19 protein-coding genes are annotated in these 22,040 nt (G+C 43.5%); 13 read left to right on the top strand and 6 right to left on the bottom strand.

Annotation, left to right across the window (positions count from 1 at the left end; translation table 11 throughout):
* Positions 1-233 precede the first annotated feature (233 nt).
* On the top strand, positions 234-2,522 hold the full coding sequence (locus ACRBG0_RS13380) for a lamin tail domain-containing protein (protein ID WP_431487376.1): 2,289 nt from the start codon (positions 234-236) through the stop codon (positions 2,520-2,522).
* A 94-nt stretch (positions 2,523-2,616) separates the two neighbouring features.
* The gene (locus tag ACRBG0_RS13375; RefSeq protein WP_431487375.1) at positions 2,617-3,423 is read left to right on the top strand and encodes a patatin-like phospholipase family protein; all 807 of its coding nucleotides are present in this window, start codon (positions 2,617-2,619) and stop codon (positions 3,421-3,423) included.
* A 3-nt stretch (positions 3,424-3,426) separates the two neighbouring features.
* On the opposite strand, the gene ACRBG0_RS13370 is transcribed toward ACRBG0_RS13375, so the two are convergent.
* On the bottom strand, positions 3,427-3,945 hold the full coding sequence (locus ACRBG0_RS13370) for a phosphoribosyltransferase family protein (RefSeq protein WP_431487374.1): 519 nt from the start codon (positions 3,943-3,945) through the stop codon (positions 3,427-3,429).
* A 141-nt stretch (positions 3,946-4,086) separates the two neighbouring features.
* Here ACRBG0_RS13370 and ACRBG0_RS13365 point away from each other — a divergent pair, with 141 nt between their 5' ends.
* The 4 genes from ACRBG0_RS13365 (at position 4,087) to ACRBG0_RS13350 (ending at position 7,430) form a co-directional block, all read left to right on the top strand.
* Positions 4,087-5,430 (top strand): 4Fe-4S dicluster domain-containing protein, encoded by a 1,344-nt coding sequence (locus ACRBG0_RS13365; RefSeq protein ID WP_431487373.1) that lies wholly within the window; start codon positions 4,087-4,089, stop codon positions 5,428-5,430.
* Between the two features lie 103 nt (positions 5,431-5,533).
* Complete coding sequence (locus ACRBG0_RS13360) at positions 5,534-6,316, top strand: (Fe-S)-binding protein (protein WP_431487423.1); 783 nt, start codon at positions 5,534-5,536, stop codon at positions 6,314-6,316.
* Positions 6,317-6,365: 49 nt separating this feature from the next.
* The gene (locus ACRBG0_RS13355; protein WP_431487372.1) at positions 6,366-6,845 is read left to right on the top strand and encodes a hypothetical protein; all 480 of its coding nucleotides are present in this window, start codon (positions 6,366-6,368) and stop codon (positions 6,843-6,845) included.
* A 120-nt stretch (positions 6,846-6,965) separates the two neighbouring features.
* Positions 6,966-7,430, top strand: a complete 465-nt coding sequence (locus ACRBG0_RS13350) for a sporulation protein (protein WP_431487371.1) — start codon at positions 6,966-6,968, stop codon at positions 7,428-7,430.
* An 82-nt stretch (positions 7,431-7,512) separates the two neighbouring features.
* Here ACRBG0_RS13350 and ffh read toward each other — a convergent pair whose 3' ends face one another.
* Positions 7,513-8,874, bottom strand: coding sequence for a signal recognition particle protein (ffh, locus tag ACRBG0_RS13345; protein ID WP_431487370.1), 1,362 nt, complete (start codon positions 8,872-8,874; stop codon positions 7,513-7,515).
* A 456-nt stretch (positions 8,875-9,330) separates the two neighbouring features.
* Between ffh and ACRBG0_RS13340 the strand changes: the two genes are divergently transcribed.
* The 3 genes from ACRBG0_RS13340 (at position 9,331) to ACRBG0_RS13330 (ending at position 12,313) form a co-directional block, all read left to right on the top strand.
* A complete protein-coding gene (locus tag ACRBG0_RS13340; protein WP_431487369.1) occupies positions 9,331-10,188 on the top strand; it encodes an OmpA family protein in 858 nt (285 codons plus the stop codon).
* Positions 10,189-10,214: 26 nt separating this feature from the next.
* On the top strand, positions 10,215-11,207 hold the full coding sequence (locus tag ACRBG0_RS13335; protein WP_431487368.1) for a helix-hairpin-helix domain-containing protein: 993 nt from the start codon (positions 10,215-10,217) through the stop codon (positions 11,205-11,207).
* Between the two features lie 341 nt (positions 11,208-11,548).
* The gene (locus ACRBG0_RS13330) at positions 11,549-12,313 is read left to right on the top strand and encodes a hypothetical protein (protein ID WP_431487367.1); all 765 of its coding nucleotides are present in this window, start codon (positions 11,549-11,551) and stop codon (positions 12,311-12,313) included.
* Between the two features lie 66 nt (positions 12,314-12,379).
* Here ACRBG0_RS13330 and ACRBG0_RS13325 read toward each other — a convergent pair whose 3' ends face one another.
* Both ACRBG0_RS13325 and ACRBG0_RS13320 read right to left on the bottom strand, forming a co-directional pair.
* A complete protein-coding gene (locus tag ACRBG0_RS13325) occupies positions 12,380-14,866 on the bottom strand; it encodes a YfhO family protein (RefSeq protein ID WP_431487366.1) in 2,487 nt (828 codons plus the stop codon).
* A gap of 71 nt (positions 14,867-14,937) precedes the next feature.
* Positions 14,938-15,984 (bottom strand): NAD(P)H-dependent glycerol-3-phosphate dehydrogenase, encoded by a 1,047-nt coding sequence (locus tag ACRBG0_RS13320; RefSeq protein WP_431487365.1) that lies wholly within the window; start codon positions 15,982-15,984, stop codon positions 14,938-14,940.
* A gap of 254 nt (positions 15,985-16,238) precedes the next feature.
* Between ACRBG0_RS13320 and ACRBG0_RS13315 the strand changes: the two genes are divergently transcribed.
* Positions 16,239-17,132: a hypothetical protein gene (locus ACRBG0_RS13315; protein WP_431487364.1), complete on the top strand. Its 894-nt coding sequence runs from the start codon at positions 16,239-16,241 to the stop codon at positions 17,130-17,132.
* Between the two features lie 13 nt (positions 17,133-17,145).
* Here ACRBG0_RS13315 and ACRBG0_RS13310 read toward each other — a convergent pair whose 3' ends face one another.
* Entirely contained in the window at positions 17,146-17,826 is a 681-nt protein-coding gene (locus tag ACRBG0_RS13310) for a uridine kinase family protein (RefSeq protein ID WP_431487363.1), read from the bottom strand.
* Between the two features lie 127 nt (positions 17,827-17,953).
* Between ACRBG0_RS13310 and ACRBG0_RS13305 the strand changes: the two genes are divergently transcribed.
* The 3 genes from ACRBG0_RS13305 to ACRBG0_RS13295 all read left to right on the top strand — a co-directional run bounded on the left by ACRBG0_RS13305 (position 17,954) and on the right by ACRBG0_RS13295 (position 21,270).
* Positions 17,954-19,291 carry a NupC/NupG family nucleoside CNT transporter gene (locus tag ACRBG0_RS13305; protein WP_431487362.1) on the top strand — a complete coding sequence of 446 codons (1,338 nt, stop codon included), beginning with the start codon at positions 17,954-17,956 and terminating at the stop codon, positions 19,289-19,291.
* A gap of 538 nt (positions 19,292-19,829) precedes the next feature.
* Positions 19,830-20,561 (top strand): hypothetical protein, encoded by a 732-nt coding sequence (locus ACRBG0_RS13300; RefSeq protein ID WP_431487361.1) that lies wholly within the window; start codon positions 19,830-19,832, stop codon positions 20,559-20,561.
* 67 nt (positions 20,562-20,628) lie between these two features.
* Positions 20,629-21,270, top strand: coding sequence for a methyltransferase family protein (locus ACRBG0_RS13295; protein WP_431487360.1), 642 nt, complete (start codon positions 20,629-20,631; stop codon positions 21,268-21,270).
* A gap of 16 nt (positions 21,271-21,286) precedes the next feature.
* Here ACRBG0_RS13295 and ACRBG0_RS13290 read toward each other — a convergent pair whose 3' ends face one another.
* On the bottom strand, positions 21,287-21,952 hold the full coding sequence (locus ACRBG0_RS13290; RefSeq protein WP_431487359.1) for an IMPACT family protein: 666 nt from the start codon (positions 21,950-21,952) through the stop codon (positions 21,287-21,289).
* Between the last annotated feature and the right edge of the window lie 88 nt (positions 21,953-22,040).

The following is a 22,040-nucleotide window of genomic DNA, read 5'->3' as shown; positions in this document are numbered from 1 at the left end:
GTTAACTTTGTGTTAACTTTTTCCAAGTGCTTTGTTTCCAATAAGTTGTAAGAATTATGTTTGGTAACACTTTAATAGCTGCCAAAGAATTAATGGGAAACAAACAAGGAGCATTAGGAAAATATGGAGGTGCCAATTAGTTTGTTTTTTGCTTTTTTAGTCCTCTTATTTTTTCGTAGTTTCAAGGCTTCAAAGTTAAGTTTTTCATCTTTGTTTACCCAAAACCATTTTTAATGCGAACATTTACCTTTTTCTTGCTTGCTTGTTGCTTAAGTGTAATGGCGCTTAATGCACAGACCCCTGACTTGGTCATCTCTGAAATTATGTATAATCCACCTGAATCTGGACAGGATACTTATGAGTACCTGGAGATTTATAACAATAGTGCTGATGCTGTTGATCTTTCAGGGTACAGCCTTACAGGAGTTACTTATACTTTTACCAGCGCTACTAACCTTGGAGCTGGGGAGTATATCCTTCTTGCCGGTGACAGTATCGCTTTCGAGGCTGGATTCGGTTTAACTGCTTTACAGTGGACTGGCGGAAGCCTCAGTAATGGTGGCGAATTATTGAAACTCTTTGACGCTACTGGCGCGATAGTTGACTCTGTCGACTACGATGACAGCTTCCCTTGGGCAACTGCGGCCGATGAAGGTGGTGCCAGTTTGGTGCTTTGTGATTTTAATAGCGATAATAACGATGGAGCCAACTGGGCTGCTGCTAATACTGGAACAGGCGTATTTTCTGCCGGTGTAGAGATGTTTGGTAATCCGGGAGCAGCTTCTGCTTGCCCCACTGGGCCTATTGTACGTTTCCTTACGGATGAAGTAGAAGTAGGAGAAGACGCCGGAACTATAACACTTGGTGTAGAAATTCGTGATGTTCAAGCTGGATCTTATTCCATTGACATTGCTGCTGATGGTGTCTTTACCGCAACCATCGGAACAGATATTACCTTTATGCCTGCTAGCTTGACGTTCTCAAGCGGAGCTGAAGTTGATACCATGGACGTTTCCATTACCATCATTGATGATATGGACCCAGAGGCATTGGAGTCATTAATTCTCAATTTGTCAAATCCTTCAGCAGGATTAACAATTGAAGGAGTTTCCAGTACATCAACGGTGCTGATTACGGATAACGATACGAATATTTCAGACATTGTTATCAACGAAATCATGTATAACCCTCCTGGGACCGACTCTCAGTACGAATACCTCGAATTGTACAATAACGATGATGCTACCGTCAATGTAGGAGGTTACTATTTCTCTCTAGGTATTGAAGCTACGCTTCCTGATGTAGACCTACTACCAGGGGATTTTCTTTTACTAGCAGTAGATAGTATTAGTTTCGAAGCCGCTTATGGCCTAACGGCTTACCAATGGACAAGTGGTGCTCTTGGTAACGGAGGTGAAGTACTGGAGTTGCGGGATGCCTCAGGCAACGTAGTTGATATGGTAGAATATGATGACACTGGTGATTGGCCAGAAGCTGCTGATGGTACTGGGGCTGCACTGGTTTTGTGTGACCCGTCTTCGGATAATAGTTTAGCGGCTAGCTGGATTGCTGGTGTACAGTCTACAGGTATTTTTATTAGTGGTACTGAAATCCTTGGTAGTCCTGGTGCTGCTAACGATTGTACACCTGTTGCTCCACAAGAGTATACAGTCTACACTATAGGTGAAGTTACAGGGGTAGACGACATGGGTAATGCGGATTCTTTAGGCGTACGTGCTGAACTGACAGGGGTTGTATATGGTGTTAATCTGCGCCCCGGTGGTGCTCAGTTCACTATTATTGATGCTGCTGGAGATGGTATTGGGCTTTTTAATTTTGATAACGACTATGGCTATACCATTACTGAAGGAGATGAAGTGACCGTACAAGGGGTGGTGGGCCAGTTTAATGGTCTCACTCAATTGAACTTGGATACGATCATCATGAATAGCATGGATAATGCTTTATTGTCACCAACGACAGTGACAGCATTGGGTGAGGATACCGAATCACAGTTGGTAAGAGTTGAAGGAGTGAGCATCGTGGATATTACTCCTGCCGGTGGATTGAATATCAATGTTACGGATGGTGTAAATACCTTTCTAGTTCGTATAGACTTTGATACAGGTATTACGGAAGAAGATATCAATAGTCTTCAAGGACTTTCCTTAAGAGTAACAGGCCTGGGAGGACAATTTGATAACAGTGAGCCTTATGATGGAGGTTACCAGTTGTTGCCCCGTTACCTTGATGATATTGAAGTTATCATCGCGACTAGTGAGCCAACATGGGCCCAAGGGGTGGAGTTGTTTCCTAATCCGGTAGCTGATCAGCTTACGATCAGGGGAGAAGTAGAATTCGAAGCGCTGAGTTTGAAAAATGAACTTGGACAAACGCTTCGTACCTGGAAGGCTTCTGGTACGCAAGCCAGTGTCGATATTTCTTCTTTGCCAGCTGGAATGTATTTCCTTGAACTACAAGCTACTGGTGAGAAAGTCACTCGTCGCATCATAAAGCAATAAGCACGCAATTTTATTGCTGTTAATGTTTTGTCAAACATGGGCTATCTCGAGTTTCGGGATAGCCCATGTGCTTTGTATGTCGTAATTTTGTGGCATGTATAAAGATAAGTTGAAAGTAGGGTTGAGTCTCTCAGGAGGCGGTGCAAGAGGCTTTGCACATATTGGCGCATTGCAAGCTTTACTAGAAGCGGGTATCGAACCCGATTTAGTGAGTGGCGCTAGTGCTGGTTCCGTGGTTGGAGCACTTTATGCAGCGGGTTATTCACCAGAGGAAATGCTGCATTTTATTAAAAAAAGCAACTTTCTTCGATTGGTAAAAATAGGCTTACCCAATGGTGGCTTGACAAAGTTGACCTATCTACAGGAACGCCTGGCAGATATCATAGAAATCGATGATTTTAGCGCTCTGAAATATCCGCTTTGTGTGGCAATAACCAATCTTAATACTGGAGAGTTGGAGTTGCGAAAAGAAGGGCCACTATTTGATGTGGTAATGGCTTCGTGCAGTATCCCATTGGTATTTCAGCCGGTGGAGATGGAAGGACATTTATTTGTTGATGGAGGATTGCTCTGTAATTTGCCGGTAAGCCCGCTTAAAGAAGAAGCAGACTTTGTGATTGGAATAAATTTAGTCCCTCGCATAAATACAGATAAGAAGGCATTGAATGGTGTGGTAGGTATTGCTTATAGGTGTTTCGACTTGTCAGTACTTACCAATACACAACCACAGATTGCCTTATGTGATTTCCTTTTGGAGCCAGAGGAGATCACAAAGTTTAGCATTTTTCAATTCAATAAATACCAATCTATCTATCAGCTAGGATATGACACGACCAAAGCACAAATCCCTAATGTTATAAAAGCTTTAGAGGCCGCAAAAACAGTGGGAGCAACTTTGTAAAGCTTATTTTAGAATAGCTCGGTAATTGTTGTCATCGTCAAAGTATACTTCAATACTTTCTTTCAATGTTGTTGCTAAAGACATACCATGGTAATCTACCTGGATAGGGAAGGATTTATGAGTGCGATCAACCAATACGGCAGTCTCCAGCTGTTTGGGGAGAATATCCAATAAAGGCTTGCAGGCATAGAAGAGGGTCCGACCTGTATTAGCAACATCATCGACTACCAGAATCGGTTTGCCATCAAGATCTGAAAGGTCCAAGCCTATGGTGACTTTTTCGGAAACAGGATTGGCGGGGTTAACTTGAATATTCGTCAAGCGGATAGGTGCATCTGATAACTCGCGAAGATGATCTACCAACAGTGTGGCAAAGTGCATCCCGCGGTTATTAATTCCCGCCACAATGAGCTCATGCTCTTTGGTATTGCGCTCCATGATCTCAATGGCCAAGCGCCGAACCTTTTGCAAAATCTGGCGATGGTTGAGGATTTCTATGGTATTTGCATCAATGCTATTCATCTTGTAAAGTTAGGGATAATTTCTATACTAGAAGCCTGCTTGTTTAGACTTTGTTTAAATCAGCGAATTTTCGCTACTTGTTCTTTTTACATTGCAAATTCTTTTGTTTACTTTGCAAATCAAGCGTACTAAAATAGGCAGATGATACAGCAAATTTTATTCTTAATTATAGCGGGAGGAGCTTCCTTCTACGCTTTTCGCCAGTTTATGGCCATTCGGCAAACGATCCTGCTTGGACAGGACGAAGAAATCTCAGGAGATTCTGCTGAACGCTGGCGCAATGTCTTATTGATTGCCTTTGGACAAAAGAAAATGTTTAAACGGTGGATACCAGCTGTTTTCCACTTGTTTATTTATGTTGCTTTTATCTTCACACAGATTGAACTCATTGAAATTTTTATTGATGGCGCTTTTGGGGTACATCGTTTTTTCGCTGATAAGATAGGAGGGCTTTACAATCTTATTCTCAATACGATCGAAGTATTGTCGGTACTTGCATTTGTTGCTACATTCATCTTTTTAGCTCGGCGTAACCTTTTGAAGGTTCCTCGGCTGTATAGCCTTAATGGTTGGCCTAAATTGGATGGAAATCTCATCCTGATCTTTGAGGTTGTTCTTCTGGTAGCGATTTTTACCATGAACGGAACAGATGCAGTATTGCAAGGTATTGATCCTGATCATTATCCTGATACGGGAACCCTTGCTGTGAGTTCCTGGCTGGGGCCTGCTTTATTTGGCGGCCTCGGGGAAGGCACTCTGATTGTGCTGGAACGAATGGGTTGGTGGCTTCACTTGGTGATGGTACTTCTCTTTCTTAATTATCTCCCAAAATCGAAACACCTGCATATTATGTTGGCGTTTCCAAATACTTTCTTCTCAAGACTGAAATCCCGTGGCGAGATGGACAACATGCCCGAGATAATGAACGAAGTGAAGAGTATGATGGGCCTCACGGAAGATACCGGTGAAGCGAGTATGGAAGAAGAATTGCCCGAGTTTGGTGCCAATGACGTGACAGGACTGAGCTGGATTGATATTTTGGGAGCCTACACCTGTACGGAATGTGGCCGGTGTACTTCCGAGTGCCCAGCTAATCAGACGGGCAAAAAACTTTCTCCCCGTAAAGTCATGATGGATATTCGTGATCGGGCAGAAGAAGTTTATACCAAGATTGAGTCTGGCAAGGAAGAGTATGCCGCTAACCCGGAACAGCCAGTAAGTAAGGATAACTTCGATGATGGGAAATCACTGTTTGATTACATTACCAGAGAAGAGATACATGCCTGCACGACTTGTAATGCTTGTGTAGAGGCTTGCCCGGTATTGATCAACCCGCTGGAGCCTATCCTTAAAATGCGGCGTTATGAAATTTTGACGGAATCTGCGGGCCCCGGAGATTGGTTACCTATGTTTAATGCCATTGAAAATAGTGGTGCTGCCTGGAGTATGACCATCGATCGGGAAGAGTGGACGAAGGCGGAATAATATCAAAAAAAGAAAAACGCAAGACGTAAACCTACCTCGTTTAAGTCGAGGTAAAGGATAAATCAATAGTTTGATTAAGCGTCCTGCTAAAGAGGGAAATATGATGAATGTAAAAACCATGGCGCAGTATGCCGCCGAAGGGAAAGAACCGGAAATTTTGTTCTGGGTAGGTTGTGCAGGTAGTTTTGATGACCGTGCCCAAAAAGTGACCCGTGCTTTTACGGAAATTTTGAATGCTGCTGGTATCGAATTTGCTATCCTCGGCAATGAAGAACAGTGTACGGGTGATCCTGCTCGCCGTGCCGGTAATGAATTCCTTTTTCAGATGACGGCCCTGCAAAATATTGAGACCCTCAATATGTACAAGGTGCAAAAGATCGTAACGGCTTGCCCCCATTGTTTCAATACATTGAAGAATGAGTACCCCGCTTTGGGCGGAAATTATGATTTGGTTCATCATACCCAGTTGTTACAAGAGCTGATCGACGATGGCCGTATTAAGTTGACGGAAGGAGGAACCTTTAAAGGGAAGCGTATCACTTACCATGACAGTTGCTACCTCGGACGGATCAATGGCGTTTATGAAGCACCTCGCGCTACCCTTGAATCCCTTGATAGTCAATTGGTAGAAATGAAACGCAGTAAGCAGAATGGCTTATGCTGTGGTGCGGGTGGTGCCCAAATGTGGAAAGAAGACGAAGCTGGCGACAAGAGAATAAATATCGAACGTTCGGAAGAAGCAATGGCTACCGGAGCTTCTGTCATTGCGGTTAATTGCCCATTTTGTTTGACCATGATGAGTGATGGTGTCAAAGCCAAGGAAAAGCAGGACGAAGTAATGGTACTCGACTTGAGTGAATTGGTGGTGCAAAACTTAGTGCGTTAAGAAACGTTTAAGAGTTGCACACTTATTTTTTTGTGCAATATTTATGATTATGAAAAGCATTGATGCCTTAAACTCCCAGGCCCGTGTGTGGATATACCAGGCCAACGAACCTTTTGCGAACCAGGAAGTTGCGGAGGTAGAACATAACCTTCAGCAATTTGCCGAGCAGTGGGTGAGCCATAATAACCAACTCAAAGCAGGCGCTGCTATTTTGCATGATCGGTTTTTGGTACTTGCCGTTGATGAAACCCAGGCTGGTGCCAGCGGTTGCAGTATTGATAGTTCTGTGAATTTCCTTAAGAAACTGGGCGCTCATTACCAGCGCGATTTATTTGATCGACTGCGATTTTCCTACGTGGATAATGGCGCTGTACATACGGTCAGCAAAGATGATTTTGCCCAATTGTACCAAGATGGAACCATTAATGACGAAACCTTGGTATTTGACCCCTTGGTCAAAACAGTAGAAGAGCTTTCCTCAGGTTTTCAGAAGCCCCTTAAAGACAGTTGGCATTCTCGTTTTGTGTAAAGTCAGTCTTGATTTCCCTGTCGTTGATAGAAATTAGTAGCAACAATAAGTGAAGTATCCCTAATTTTGATTCGAAGCTAAATTAGCTCTACGGTTTCCAACCAGCAAACCCAAAAAACAATGATCGGAAAAGTAAAACAGTGGCTTGGTATTGAAGGCGTAAAATTGGTAGTAGATATTCCAGAAGGACAGGCACTGGCCAATGAGAGTCTCCATGGTACCCTGCATCTCCAGTCGATGAATCCACAAACCGTTACGGGAATTCGAGTAGTCCTGATTGAGCGATACAGTCGGGGCAGGGGAGAAGAGCGCCTAGTAGACGAATATGAATTAGGGCGGGCAGAGTTGAATGAAGTCTTTGATGTGGAACCAGACACCGTTGTAGAAAGGTCTTTTAAATTATCCTTCGAGCCATTGCGTTCAGAGGTTGACAATTGGGGAGACCGGAATATCTTGAATCGTCAATTTGCTAAAGCAGCCCGCTGGATGCGTAATGCAGAATCTCAGTACCGGGTAGAAGCCGAAGCCAAAGTAAAAGGCGTAGCGCTTAATCCTTTCGATAAAAAGGTCGTAGAATTGAGCTAATAGATATTTTTCTAAGTTAGTAGCTGATAAACAAAGTTCAACGTTCTAACTTTTACACTTTTATACCTGTAGCAACCTCATTTTACCTTCTCCCTCTCCGGAATCCACCCTTTTTGCCACCGCCAGCTCCGGGCATTCCTCCCATCATACCTGGATTTTTACTCATTTTGTGCATAAGCTTACGCATCTGGTCAAACTGCTTGATAAAGCGGTTGATCTCGTCCATGTTCTGGCCACAACCAGCAGCAATACGACGCTTGCGACTTAGGTCTAAGGTTTCAGGGTTTTCTCTTTCGTAGGGGGTCATGGAAAAAATGATAGCCTCTACTTTATTGAAGGCACTATCGTCAATATTCAGATCGCGGGTCATCTTGCCGATACCCGGAATCATACCGAGGAGGCTTTTGAGATCACCCATGCGGCGAAGCTGTGCGATTTGACTGAGGAAGTCATTAAAATCAAATTTGTTCTTTTTGATTTTCTTCTCTAGTCGCTTAGCTTCTTCTTCGTCGAATTGCGATTGTGCTTTTTCTACAAAGGAAACGATGTCACCCATGCCCAGGATACGCTGTGCCATCCGTTCGGGATGAAAAACATCAAGGGTGTCCATTGTTTCGCCGGTAGAGACAAATTTGATAGGCTTCCCTACGGTGTATTTTACCGAAAGAGCAGCACCACCACGGGTATCACCATCAAGTTTGGTCAAGACAACACCGTCATAATCGATACGATCATTAAAGGCTTTCGCTGTATTGACGGCATCTTGCCCGGTCATCGAGTCAACAACAAAGAGCGTTTCATTAGGAGAGATAGCACCTTTGACAGCAGCGATCTCGTTCATCATCTCTTCATCAACAGACAAGCGTCCGGCAGTATCCACAATGACGACGTCATGCTTTTGCTGCTGTGCATGAGCAATAGCGCTTAAAGCAATCTGTACTGGGTTTTTATTGTCGGGCTCCTTGTAAATCTCTGCACCTACTTGTTCAGAAATCACGGTGAGCTGATCAATAGCAGCTGGACGGTAAACGTCACAGGCTGTTACTAATACTTTCTTTTTATGCTTTTCTTTGAGGAAGAGAGCCAGCTTACCAGTAAAGGTTGTTTTACCCGACCCTTGTAGTCCTGCGATCAGAATGACCGCCGGTTTACCTTTGGTATTGAATTCAGCAGCTTCGCCGCCCATGAGTTCCGTTAGGCCATCCTGGACCAGTTTTACCATTAACTCACCAGGCTTTACATTCTTGAGAATGTTTTCTTGCCCAAGTGCTTTTTCCTTAATGTTATCGGTAAACGATTTGGCAATCTTATAGTTAACGTCAGCGGCAACCAGTGCTCGGCGAATTTCTTTCACCGATTGGGCAATATTGATTTCCGTTAGTTTGGCATCACCACTGAGGGTCTTGAAAACCGAATCCAGACGATCACTTAAGCTATTGAACATATCTTCCGTTCTTATTTAGGGGCGCAAATATACGTATTTCTTCCGGGATACGAAGGGAGAAATGTGGACTTCCTGAGGTAATTATTACGGACTAATTTGCAGTAGCGCTTCGTGAGTGGTAAATCTTGGTTTTTGGGAAAAAATCAAGACAATAAGCTTGTTTTGTGTCAAAAAAAAGACAAATATTTCGTTTTTGTTGATTTCTCCGATTAAATTTACCTGTGCAAGCAATAGCTTGGTATTATCCCATCGAATATTGAAAAACACTGGAATTCTTCGCCAAGAGTTCCAGCCTGTTTTTGCTTGGCCGTGACTTTTTCCCGACTTATAGTCCCAAGATTGAACAAAACGAATGATCAACTGACCTCGCAGGAGAACAAGATGAAGTTCCCTTTATTTTCTTCTAGCTGTTGGTTAGTTGGAATTATACTTTTTTAATTACTAACTACCACACTTATGTCCACACTTATGAAGTGGTTAATCATGTTGCTGGCTTGGTTAGCGTTTTCCGTCATTACTTTTCGCACTTGCGTTAAAGACAGTTGCTGTACAGCCTGTACTACGGAAATGACTACCGAGGAAGTAACTCCACCACCCGCAGAAACCTCCATTACGAGGTATCCTGTAGATTCTAGACTTGGTTTTGCAGAAGTTGAAACCACCGACCAATTTACTGCTTGGAAGGATGCTATCCTGGCAGGAATGGAAGATGAAAAAATGCTAGAAGTAGAAGGCATTTACTACGCTTCTGAAACAGCTCCTGATGGCTACGAAAACATGGGGCTTGCCCGTGCTGCCAAAACCATTGAGTTATTGTCAGAATTTATTCCTAAGGACCGTATGCGGCCCGTGGCTCGACTTATTGAAAATGATTCTTCTTTAGAAGACGGCGGTTACTTCTTAGCGGCAAATACTCGCTGGCAAGCTGACAGTAATGTCGAAGAGGAAGAGGTCATCAGTATTTCTGAAGATGAAAAGATCATTTTATTTCCCAATGCATCTGCAAAGCCAATCGAAGACGCTGGTGTACTTAAGTACCTGGATGATTTAGCTGCCCACCTCAATGCTCACCCTGATGACAAAGTGATGATCACAGGACACGCCTCTAGAACGGGACTCCCAGAACCCAACATGGGCTTCAGTCGTGATCGTGCGGAACGTGTACGTGATATGCTCACAGATCGTGGTGTCAATGCTGGACAAATAAGCATCGCCTTTAAAGGTGATACCCAATTGCGTGACAGTGGGACTACGGAAGCAGCTCATCGGAATAACCGTAGAGCGGAAATCAAACTTACCCGTTCAGGTAACTAATTTTACTATTTAAAAAAGAAATAATCATGTCTAATATATTATTACTTGATACAGGCTGCTGCTCCTGGCTTTGCTTATGGTGGGTCTTATGGACGCTCGGCGCATTTTTACTCGGTGCCCTTTTGCATCACTATCTTTTCTGCAAAGACAAGCAAGATAAGATCGATAGCCTTTCTGTTGAACGTGATGGCCTTCATGCTCAATTGACGAATGCAGAGAAGGATATGGCCAGCCTGAAATACCAGTTGGATGAGGCTAATAAGCACAACACGCATCTACGTGGTCAACTTACAAAGTGCGAATCTGATAAAGCGGCAATGGCTGCTCAGGCTGCGGTACACGGGGATGGCGATGGTACTGCATTAGGCTTTGCCGCAGGTGTTGCTGCTAGTCGTGATGCCGATGATGATGGCATTAATTATGCAGGTGTCCTGGGTACTGATAATCTCCAGATTGTCGAAGGCGTTGGCCCGAAGATTGAAGGCTTGATGAAAGAGGGCGGTATTGCTGATTGGGGGGCTTTGGCAGGGACTTCTGTTGAACGTTTGCAAGAGATTCTTGAGGGGGCTGGTTCGCGTTACCGTCTAGCTAACCCTAAGACTTGGCCACAACAAGCTAAATTAGCTCACGAAGGAAAGTGGGACGAACTGATTGAATACCAGAAGTTTCTCGATGCCGGTGTAGAAAACAAAGGCGACTTTGCATCACCATCGAAAGTAGAGAAGCTGATTGTTAAGAAATTGGGATACTCTACTAATCCGGAGGATTTGAAGATCGTCGAAGGCATAGGCCCTAAAATCGAAGGTCTACTAAAGGAGGCAGGCATTAAAAACTGGTCTGATATGGCCGCTGCAAGTGTTGAGACACTCCAAGGTGTATTAGATGCTGCTGGTGACCGTTACCGTTTAGCTGATCCTTCTACTTGGGCCAAGCAAGCAAGCCTTGCCGCTGCTGGTAAATGGGATGAACTTAAAACTTATCAGGACTTCCTTTCCGGAGGAAAGAATCCTACTAAGTAAATGACCTATTAGAGCTTATTGAACTCTAAGGAACAGCACGAAAATGAAAAGCGATTTGGCTGCGCCGCTACTACGTGGTCGCTTTACGGCTACTTCGTGGTTTGTTTTTCACAATAGTTGAATAAGCGCTTCATTTAAAGTGTTTTAACTATTTGAAAAACTTAGAAACCTCGAAGAAGCAGCGAAGCTAAATCGCAGTTTATTTTCTGCGCAATACTAAATGGATTCCCCTGGTGCTCTTTTATAGAGGATCAGGGGATTTTTATTTAAAACAAAGCTATACAAAAGCTGTTGGAGAGGTTATTACCTCGGGATAATTCATATTTACATCAATCACGACTATGAAAGCTTTTTTAACAACCATTTTTGTTTTTTTTAGCCTAATCAGCCTTTCTTTTGCGCAATCGGATAACCCACCAGCCGAAGGCTTCAACAATGATGCTTCTGACCAGCGAGCCATTGAATTGGCTGATGAAGTCATGGAAAGTATGGGTGGGCGGCTCGCTTGGGATAATACACGCTTTATTCGATGGACCTTTTTTGGACGGCGTACCCTGCTTTGGGATAAATGGACGGGAAATGTACGTATCGACTTTGCTGACACAGATGAGGTTTACTTGGTTGACATAAATACCGGCGAGGGGAAGATATGGCAGAACGGAACTTACTTGACAGAAGCGGATAGTATTACTAAATATACGGCCAGAGCTAAAAGCATCTGGATCAATGACTCTTATTGGTTAGTAATGCCTTACAAGCTAAAAGATTCGGGTGTGACCCTGAAGTACCTGGGGGAGGAAACCCGTGGTGATACGATTGAGCATACCTTACAGCTTACGTTTGAAGGGGTAGGGGATACTCCAGAGAATAAATATTGGGTCAAAATAGATAATGACAACAAATTGATAACAGAATGGTTGTTTTATACCCAGTTTAATGATGATGAGCCGCGTTTTGCCACTCCTTGGGCAGATTATAGTACCTACGGAAATATTCTCCTTTCCGGCAATCGTGGTCGCGGACAATTAACGGATATTGGCGTATTTGAGAGTGTACCGGATCAGGTATTCGAATCTGCAAAGAAGTACGAAATAGGGGATTGGTAAGTAGAAAACGTGAACTGGACTTTAACCATTTGGCTAAAGTCCAGTTCATTTCCGGTTCAAGAGGAACTATTTTTTCTTTGATTTAGGCTTGGTTGCTGGTTCCGGAGCCACAGCTGGCGGTTGATTTTTAATTGTCCAGACGATGAACGCGATTAAGGCCAAAATCAAAGCAAGAGAAGAAATCGTCGAGATGGTTTTACCCAAGAAGTATTTTCGAGGAGCAAATTCGAAGACGATTTCGTGAACACCTTCGGGGATTTTTAGACCACGTAAAGCATAATCAACCCTGATATGTTCTACTGGATTTCCGTCAATATAAGCCTGCCAGCCTTTATCGGGGCCGTACCAAATTTCTGAAAAGACAGCCAATTCCTCTTGCGCAGCATTACTTTCATAGGTAAGCCGATCCGGGCGGTATTCCGTCAAGCGTACGGCACCTTGCCCTGTTGGCTTGAGCGTGTTTACATAGCTGTCGAATTCTTGATGTACGACAGCTGCCCGCTCTAGCGGAAGGTATTCCAGCCCATCTATTTCTACATTGGCATTAGGAACAACAACAATGGAGTCTACCAGCCAGGCGTTCCCCAGCGCACCAGGATTTTGCTGAACAGTAGGTTGTCCTTCGGGGCCAGGAATGATGAAGTATTTTGTATTTAACATATCGAGTACCCCTTGGTTTCCTCGTGTGATATGGCGATCAATCAAATCCTGGAAACGCTGAAGTTTAGCAGCGTGGTAGCCACCTATCATCTTGTGGTGGTAAGACGATTGGGCTGAGTTGAAGGTATTAACCGTAGCGTCAAATACTCGGTAATGAGGGTCCTTATCTTGTAGTATTTGCTGGTCTACTGCCCGTGGCGCAAAGTACTGACTAATCGAAGTCGGTCTTTTGAAATCATCCTGATTAAGATAACGCATTCCTACACCGAAGAGATCAAAAACAGTCAACACGCCCAGACCAATGAGCACAGGCGTTAATTTTAGTTTATCCTGGATGTAGAAATAAACCATTCCAGCGGCTAAAGCTACGAGTATCAAACTCCGAAGGGCATCAGAACGCATGAGGTCGGCCCTTGTGTCCGCTAAGCCTGTTACCAGCGCTTGAATCACCTGAGGATCTGCCTGGCCAAATTGTTGTGCATCGCGAGGGTTGACAAAATCAAACATGCCAGGCGCTACAACTGCAAAAAACAGCGCAATTGCAGCACTAATACCACCGCCAATGGCTAAGGCACGAATAGCTTTTGCTTTATCAGCTTTGCCGCTAAAAATTTCATTGAGGCCTAAAATCGCCAGAATAGGAATCAGAAGTGAGGTTACACTGAGGACTGAATTTGGCGTTCGGAATTTATTGTAAAGCGGGAAAGTATCGAAAATGAAATGATTAAAACCTTCAAGATTATTCCCCAAGGAAAGTAAAATTGTAAAAAGCGTACCCAGTGCTAGCCACCATTTTATGGGCCCTTCCACCAGGAATAGGCCTACCAGGAAGAACAGCACCATAATGGCTCCAAAGTAAATAGGTCCACTGGTAAAGGGTAAGCCCCCCCAGTATAGCGGAGCGTCGAAATTTTTCCCTTGACCTGCCCCTAGTCGCCGTAGTGCCTGGCCGTAAGGAGAATCACTAGTGGTAGGCTGTGCCGATCCACCGCCAACAACGCCGGGAATGAAGCCAGAAAAAACATCTAATGTATTGTTGCTCCACTGCATAGCATAGTCCCAATCAAGACCATTGACTTCGCTACTAGAGGTTGGTGTTGTACTTGCTTCTTGCTCTAGAATGGGCTCACCTCGCATGGTATCTTGGGCATATTCATAAGTGACCCAAAGGTTAGATGCCGCTGAGCCAAGGGCTAGCAAACCACCAATAATAAGTGCAATAGCAGCTTTCCCAAAATGAGGAAGCGTTTTGTTTTTTATGTTACTAATCAACTCCGCTGCTCCCCAGATTAAGACGGTGAGAAAGAAATAGTAGGTCATTTGGACGTGGTTGGCGGCCAAATCCATACCTAAACCAATGCCAAATAGGATGCCACCAAGGAGGTACCGCTTACGAAACGCCAATAGCATACCACTAGCTACCAGTGGCAAGTAAGAGATGGTACGCAGCTTCGTTTCGTGCCCTGCTTCGAAAAGCACCAGGTTATTGGTTGCAAAACCGAAGGCAATAGCCCCGATAATACTTAGCCAGGAGTTTACGCCAAGTAAAACCATCAATATATAAAAGCAAACCATTGCTGCGATAAACTGACCAGCAGGTGGCTTAATATACATGCGTACTACCCGTTCTAAATTTTTTACATAGTTGCCACTGCTTACCGTATTGATTTGATAAGCAGGCATTCCCCCAAACATAGCGTTGGTCCAGAGGGCTTCTTCGCCGGTGGCGTCTTTGTAGGCACGTAGCTCCTGAGACATACCTCGGTAGCCCATAACGTCACCCTGTTCGATGACTTTTCCGGAGAATTGTGGGGTGAAGTAAAAAATGGAAACCACAATGAAAATACCCAGGGCAGCCAAGTGCGGCACAAAAGAGGATAGATTAAAACGCATGTTATAGTTTTTCAATAGGTATAATACAGAAAATATAGGACCGCAAGATAAAGAATATTAAGCGTACGTCGCTATAAGACATCAACGTCTACATCGTAAGGGAAACTCATTAGATAATCCATTGCTTTTTGGATCGGGAAATCTTCGAAGACAATCCGATAAAGCATTTCTGTTATGGGGACCCTCAGTTTGTAATGCTTGGCCAGGTGGCGAGTGATGCGTAAAGTCCTTACACCTTCGGCTAATTCCGGCATTGTATTGGAAACCTGTTCTAGGGATTCACCGCTGCCAATGCGAAAACCGAAAGTGTAATTCCGGCTCTTCTTACTCGTAGCGGTAGCGATCAAATCACCGATGCCAGCAGTACCGAAAAAAGCTTCAGCTTCGGAGCCCATTGCTTTGCCAAAATAGACCATCTCCATCAGGCCTCTGGTCAAAAGCATAGCTTGGATGTTTTTTCCCAAGCCGTATCCTTTTAGTATTCCTGATCCCAGTGCAATTGTGTTTTTCAAAGCGCCAGCCAGTTCGGCACCTAAAAGGTCATAAGAACCAAAAACATGAAAAACAGGACTGCTTAATACTGATTTTCCTGCGGAAATGACTTCGTCGAACTTACTGGCAATGAGGGTGGCGGTTGGTTGCCCTTCCAATATTTCTTTAGCGAGGTTGGGCCCCGACAAGCAGCCTAATCTGACAACAACACTTTCTTCTCTGATTACTTCAGAAATCGTACTTACGTAGCTACGGGTTATTCCTTTTTCTTCGATCTCTGATTCTGCCATGCCGTGCACATCAAAGCCTTTGGTGGCGTGTATCAGGATATGGTAAGGCCTTAGATAAGGGGCCATGTCTTGCATCATCGACCGAAAACCACTAGAGGGTACGACTGGAAATAACAGATGACAGCGGGCCGCTATTTCTGCTGGGTCAGTTGTGGCGGTAACTCTTTCAGGTAATACAATGCCATGTCGTTCTTCTCGCCCATTGATTTGATTAACGACTTCTTCTTTTCGTGCATACAGGATCACATCCGTATTGTAGGCAAGGAGGTTAGCAATTGCTGTTCCAAAACTCCCTCCGCCAATAACCCCAACGGGCTTCCCCATAACTGCTGACATAATGTTCTGACTTGATGTTACAGGCAAATATAGACTAAAGGCAAGGATGATCAACCACCATACCATTAAAATAAATGCTTCTTTGCAGTTAATATCAACAACACTTTTTAAGTAAGCCCGTGTACGATCTTGGCTTGATCTAGAAGAAGACGAGTGGTTTTCATCCATTCTCAAGATAGAAAATTGTCATTAATGCACCATCCTCTTTTCAAATACCAGTGGATATGCTACATTTGAGGAAAAGAAATTCACCTATGACGAAGTACATCTTTTTCTTCGCATTATTTTTTTGTAGCATTTCGGTAATGGCTCAATTGCCTCAATCTAATGTTTACCTCTTCAATATGAAGCAGGTTTCTGACAGTATTTTTGAGTTTAATCAACCACAGTACCTGACGGCCTTCAATGCTGATGGCTACAATAACCAACCGTCTTTCTTCACGAATGACGAGCTGTATATTTCTGCACAGTTGCCTTCAATGCAGCAACCTGAGCTGTATTTGTTGAACTTGAAAGACCGGACAAAGTTGCGCGTTACGGAAACAGCAGAAGGAGAGTTTTCTCCTACGCGGATGCCTGATTTTTATAATTTCTCGGCTATTCGTCAGGAATACATAGGGCGCGATACGGTTATCCGCTTGTGGCAATTCCCGATGGATCGATTGACTAATGGCAAGCCGGTATTCAAATACCTCCAAGGAATTGGATATTACTGCTGGATCAATAGTAAAGAAGTAGCCGTATTCGTTGTGGATAATCCCAGTTATCTGGCATTGGCCAATGTTGATACCGATGACCTTATTCCATTGGCAACAGATGTTGGGCGTTGTATCAAAAAGCTTCCTAATGGAAACTTATCTTTTGTGCAACGCAATGAAGCTGGCGCCTGGCAAATCATGGAGTTGTCCTTGTATCGACGTGGGAATATCACGCCACAGCCTATTATTGCTAGTCTAGGCGGTGTAGAAGATTTCGCGGTGTTGCCTGATGGTTCCTACATCATGGGAAGAGGCAGTAAAATTTATAAATTCAACCGTTTTCGTGATGAAGACTGGATTGAAATTGCAGATCTACGGTACTACAACATCACCAACATCTCTCGGCTAGCAGTCAGCCCGGATATGAAGATTGCGATTGTAGCAGACTAGAAAATGCGGGTGTCTAAACTAGCTCTTGATCTCCATTTGTAGGTTTATCAGGAGCTAGTTTTTTTATTTTCTTCCTGTGTTCGTATAGATAATGGTCTAGGAAACCTTGTACAACCCGCAGCCCCATTTGGAGCTGGGTGTTGTTGTTAATGATAAGGTCTGCTTCGTCCATATAGGGTTTGATGTATTTTTCGAAGGCAGGGAGCACGTGGTTTTCGTAGCGATAGAGTACATCCTCAAGTGGGTAGTTACGTTCTACCCGGTCTCTTTTTATTCGGCGGATAACCTTCAGGTTTTCCTTGGCGTGGAGGTAAACCTTCAGATCAAGGTGTCGTCTCATTTTACGGAAATGGAAAACAAAAAGCCCTTCCACTATAATGATGGGGGTAGGGTGGAAGGTTAGCATCTGAGGAGTAGCCTTTTCATTGTTGAAGGTATACTCTTGGCGTTCTACGATTTCTCCTTTAATAAGGCGTCCTACATCTTTGATGAAGGCTTTTTTGTCAATTGATCGAGGAAGATCGAAATTGGTAATGCCCATTTTATCGCTCTTTTGCTCTTCTCTGGGACGATAATAATCGTCTTGAGAAATTACGCAAAGGTGTTCTTCGGGGAAATGTTCCCGAAGTGAGCGAATAAAAGTGGTTTTGCCGGATCCACTGCCGCCGGTAATCCCAATAATGAATGGTTTCATCCTGAAGAGGTAGGTTCGGCCAAAAGTAAGGCTTTCCGCCAAGAGGATAAAACGAATGAGGGAAAAGAAAAATCATTCGGGATGTTACAAATAGTTTACTTACTTTTGGCTGGAACTAATTGACCGTATGGATTTTTTGAACGACCTTTTCCGCGCGAGCCTTGGAGTAACTGTTTTACTCGGTATTTGCTATTTGTTAAGTAGTGATCGTAAAGCTATCAACTGGCGCTTGGTAACCATAGGAATGGGCCTGCAATTAATGCTGGCCTTTTTTATTTTAATTGTGCCAGGTGTAAGCAGCATCTTTGACTGGATTTCAAAGGGCTTTACCAGTGTAATTGCCTTTACGGCAGCTGGTTCGCAATTCATGTTTGGTAACATTGTTACAGATATGAGTTCCTTCGGCTACATTTTTGCTTTTCAGGTATTACCGACGATCGTGTTTTTTAGTGCACTAACGGCGGTACTCTATTACCTGGGGATCTTGCAAAAAATCGTTTATGGTCTGGCTTGGTTGTTAACCCGTACAATGGGATTGTCTGGTCCGGAGAGTCTTGCAGCAGCAGCAAACGTATTTATTGGTCAAACGGAGGCGCCTTTAGTCGTAAAGCCCTATTTGGAAAAAATGACCAAGTCGGAAATCCTCTGTCTTATGACAGGTGGTATGGCGACAATAGCCGGTAGTGTTTTCGTCGCGTACGTGGGCTATCTTGGTGGAACAGACGAAGCAACAAAACTCTTTTTTGCCAAGCATTTACTCACGGCGTCAATTATTTCTGCACCAGCGGCAATTGTTGCAGCTAAGATGCTTTTTCCAGAAACGGAACGAGACGAGGATCTCGAAAAGCAGCTGGAAATGGCGGATGGGGAAGCCTCTAACTTATTAGATGCTATTTCTCGAGGTACTACAGATGGATTGCGCCTTGCGGTGAATGTAGGCGCTATGTTGTTGGTCTTTACAGCGATGATTTTCATGATGAATGAAATTTTTCTCAGCGTAACAGATTTGCTTAATGGAGCGGTGGCTTGGTTCAATCCGAGCGTTAGCGACTGGAATGAGCAAATATCACTTTCTACAGGAGGGCGCTTTGAAGGCTTTAGCTTTACCTATTTACTAGCCATGATTTTTGCTCCTTTCGCCTGGATTTTGGGCGTCCCTTTTGAAGATATTACAGTCGTTGGGCAATTGCTAGGCCTGAAAACGGTGATTAATGAATTTGTAGCTTATGAGCAGTTTCAGGGAATTTTAGTAGAAGGATTGCTCAAAAACGAGAAATCTGTCATTATCGCAACTTATGCGTTGTGTGGATTTTCTAATTTTGCCTCCATTGGTATTCAGATTGGCGGGATTGGTTCTTTAGCTCCCGGACAACGAAATACCTTGACCTCATTTGGTATTAAAGCTTTAATAGGAGGTACCATTGCCTGTTTCCTTACGGGTGCTATTGCTGGGTTGTTTATTTAAGCCCCGCAAACTCTTGCTAAAAGGTTGGATTTATATTGCAAGAAGTAGGAAGAGACGGCTTTCTAAGAAGGTATTATTAGTGTTGATAACAAGGACGGAAAGTAGTTATAATAGAGACTCGTATGGGTCTAATTTTTATATAAATAAAAAATATATAGAAAAATGTATATTTTTTTAGTCTTAATAGAGACCATAGCGCTAAAAAATGCCGTTTTTTGCACTATAGAACAGAACAACTAGATTAGATTTTTACCCAATTAGGCTTATTGCCTCACTCTGAACAAGCATTTTACCCCGTTTGAAAATTTTTTACTAGATAGAGTTGTGAGAGTCCCCCTTGACCCACCTCAATCTACAATCCCTCTATGCCTTGTTTTTAGGTATTGAGGGGTATCAACCCAAGTGAGTAAGCACACTGTAGACTGTGCTGGCTGCCAATGAAATTGGCGCTAAACTTCTATTCTCTGACCGAGAGGTCTAGAGATAGGGTTTTGCTATGTCAGCACTTATTCTTTCATCAACTTAAATGTGTGCTCACATGACTTATTACTTCAGAGAAATTCAGGATCAACAAGAAATGTTGAATTGGCTTCGCCTTCGGTATACGATTTACAACAGCACTCGTTGTGCAGGCTTTTTAAGGGCCAACGAGGAAGAAATCGATGTCGATGATTATGACCTACGTGCTCGTCACTATGGTTTGTTTGTCGAAGAAGCAGATGAACAAAAGCTTATCGGTGGTCTACGGATTATCCAAAACAAACCGGTATTATCGTCGATTAGAATGCTCAAGGAAATGGGTATTCTAGATAAACAGGAAATGCTTAAAGAAAAGGCGGTATTGCCTATCATGAGCTATTTTGAAGATGATGATAATGCAAATTTTGACAACCTGGTGGAGCATTCCCCAGTGGCTACAGAAGGAAGCAGATTAGTGCTTAATAAAGAATACCAATCCCTGCGCCTTGCCAAATTTATTATTAGCAATGCAATCATCATGCATTTATTACTAGAGGAAGACTGGACTGCTTTTGTGTCATGTAACCCTTTGCACGCTCGTTTGTATCATAGTTTTGGCTTTAAAAATGTATGTTCGCAAACTACCTGGGCTAAAGATGCTCCAGTGAGTGCGTTGTATTTACAGGATGGCTTGCTTGAGGCTGATAAGCGAGTAGAGCTTGAAGACATGGCCGCAGCCTATAAATCAGATGGTTTTACCGTTTACGAGCATAATCGAGTTCGCAAAGTACCTGTACGCCGTACAGCATAATTTTAGTCCGCTAACTTGTTTTAATCAGTATTTTATCACGCTTTCTTGAAAAAATAATCATGCCCTTATGAGCAAGAAAATAAAGCCTATTTTACTTTTCATCATTGTAGGAATTGTACTTCCGTTAGTTGGTTGTCTAGAAGCTTTGCTAGATATTCGCATTGTTTTGCTTACAACGGCTTCTGCATTGGTGTTTCTAACGCAGCCAGCACCACGCCCCACAGAAGCAAAGGAACAAGCGGGGACAGACCGAAACTCATTTTGGTGGATAACCGTGATGTCCTTGCTATCGCTTCATGTACCATTGATAGAGTGGGCTTATTTTCATGATATGAAAACGGTATACACTTGGAGTTTCCCTTTAGGTATAGGCATATTGTTGTTGAGTATTGTTTTTAGGGTATGGGCGATTCGTACCCTTGGGCGTTTTTTTACAGCTACCGTACAAATTGTTGATGGCCATCAAGTCGTACAGACGGGGCCTTATGCACTGGTTCGACACCCCAGTTATACCGGGGCCTACTTATCATATCTCGGAACTGGCATTATGTTAGAGGCCTGGATCGGGTTATTGTTTGCGATGGTGGCGATGGGAATCGCCTATTATCAACGTATTACAGCAGAAGAGGAGGCGCTACGTAGTCATTTTGGAGAAGCCTATGCGGACTATTCCAAAATGACTAAGCGTTTGATTCCATTTGTCTTTTGAATTTCAGCTACTTGTACTAGCGCGTGTAAGCATGCTCTAAATCAAAACCCTCGATTTCTTCCAGGCCATCAACTTCTTCGAGATAAACCTCTGCAACTTGGGCCTTTAGCTGCTTGAGGGCTTCTTCTGCGAGAGATTGCCGGACGGAAACATCCAGTTCGGCGGTGATCGTGAAGCGTTGTTCAATAACCTGGAATGGAGGCTTAGAAACAGCGTTCATGACCTTGCTCATGTGGGCGTAATCAAAACGGAGGGTGTAGACATCTTCTACTAGTTTTTCAACCTTTACACCTGCCGCCAAGGCCTCTGCTGCACTTTTTTTATAGGCATTAATCAAGCCTGATGCTCCGAGTAGCGTTCCGCCAAAATAGCGCACAACAACTACGAGAGTGTTGGTTAATTCTGCGCTGTCGATTTGTCCGAGAATGGGTCTTCCAGCGGTTCCACTGGGCTCTCCATCGTCATTGGCGCGATAGTTGTATTGATCTAGCCCCAAGCGGTAACCATAGCAATGGTGCCGGGCTTTGGGGTGTTCTTTGCGTACTTCTAAAAGAGCATCCTGAATTTGATCTGTATTCTCCACAGGGAAAGCATAGGCCAGGAATTTGCTTCCTCGGTCTTTAAATTCTCCATAGGAAGGCCCCTCAATGGTTTGATATATATCTGTATATTCCACAGCCATAAAGGTCGTAATTATTTTTGTTAACTATATTTTGCAATTCATTTGCAAGCAATAATGGAGGAGTTGTTACATTTGCAGAACAATAAAA

Source organism: Lewinella sp., assembly GCF_050633125.1.
Classification (GTDB): domain Bacteria; phylum Bacteroidota; class Bacteroidia; order Chitinophagales; family Saprospiraceae; genus Lewinella.
This window is presented reverse-complemented; position numbering and strand designations above follow the sequence as displayed.

Excerpts from the sequence above, each read along its gene's own strand:
- ACRBG0_RS13380 (WP_431487376.1), top strand. The coding sequence starts at position 234 with ATGCGAACATTTACCTTTTTCTTGCTTGCTTGTTGCTTAAGTGTAATG.
- ACRBG0_RS13375 (WP_431487375.1), top strand. The coding sequence starts at position 2,617 with ATGTATAAAGATAAGTTGAAAGTAGGGTTGAGTCTCTCAGGAGGCGGT.
- ACRBG0_RS13370 (WP_431487374.1), bottom strand. The coding sequence starts at position 3,945 with ATGAATAGCATTGATGCAAATACCATAGAAATCCTCAACCATCGCCAG.
- ACRBG0_RS13365 (WP_431487373.1), top strand. The coding sequence starts at position 4,087 with ATGATACAGCAAATTTTATTCTTAATTATAGCGGGAGGAGCTTCCTTC.
- ACRBG0_RS13360 (WP_431487423.1), top strand. The coding sequence starts at position 5,534 with ATGAATGTAAAAACCATGGCGCAGTATGCCGCCGAAGGGAAAGAACCG.
- ACRBG0_RS13355 (WP_431487372.1), top strand. The coding sequence starts at position 6,366 with ATGAAAAGCATTGATGCCTTAAACTCCCAGGCCCGTGTGTGGATATAC.
- ACRBG0_RS13350 (WP_431487371.1), top strand. The coding sequence starts at position 6,966 with ATGATCGGAAAAGTAAAACAGTGGCTTGGTATTGAAGGCGTAAAATTG.
- ffh (WP_431487370.1), bottom strand. The coding sequence starts at position 8,874 with ATGTTCAATAGCTTAAGTGATCGTCTGGATTCGGTTTTCAAGACCCTC.
- ACRBG0_RS13340 (WP_431487369.1), top strand. The coding sequence starts at position 9,331 with ATGTCCACACTTATGAAGTGGTTAATCATGTTGCTGGCTTGGTTAGCG.
- ACRBG0_RS13335 (WP_431487368.1), top strand. The coding sequence starts at position 10,215 with ATGTCTAATATATTATTACTTGATACAGGCTGCTGCTCCTGGCTTTGC.
- ACRBG0_RS13330 (WP_431487367.1), top strand. The coding sequence starts at position 11,549 with ATGAAAGCTTTTTTAACAACCATTTTTGTTTTTTTTAGCCTAATCAGC.
- ACRBG0_RS13325 (WP_431487366.1), bottom strand. The coding sequence starts at position 14,866 with ATGCGTTTTAATCTATCCTCTTTTGTGCCGCACTTGGCTGCCCTGGGT.
- ACRBG0_RS13320 (WP_431487365.1), bottom strand. The coding sequence starts at position 15,984 with ATGTCAGCAGTTATGGGGAAGCCCGTTGGGGTTATTGGCGGAGGGAGT.
- ACRBG0_RS13315 (WP_431487364.1), top strand. The coding sequence starts at position 16,239 with ATGACGAAGTACATCTTTTTCTTCGCATTATTTTTTTGTAGCATTTCG.
- ACRBG0_RS13310 (WP_431487363.1), bottom strand. The coding sequence starts at position 17,826 with ATGAAACCATTCATTATTGGGATTACCGGCGGCAGTGGATCCGGCAAA.
- ACRBG0_RS13305 (WP_431487362.1), top strand. The coding sequence starts at position 17,954 with ATGGATTTTTTGAACGACCTTTTCCGCGCGAGCCTTGGAGTAACTGTT.
- ACRBG0_RS13300 (WP_431487361.1), top strand. The coding sequence starts at position 19,830 with ATGACTTATTACTTCAGAGAAATTCAGGATCAACAAGAAATGTTGAAT.
- ACRBG0_RS13295 (WP_431487360.1), top strand. The coding sequence starts at position 20,629 with ATGAGCAAGAAAATAAAGCCTATTTTACTTTTCATCATTGTAGGAATT.
- ACRBG0_RS13290 (WP_431487359.1), bottom strand. The coding sequence starts at position 21,952 with ATGGCTGTGGAATATACAGATATATATCAAACCATTGAGGGGCCTTCC.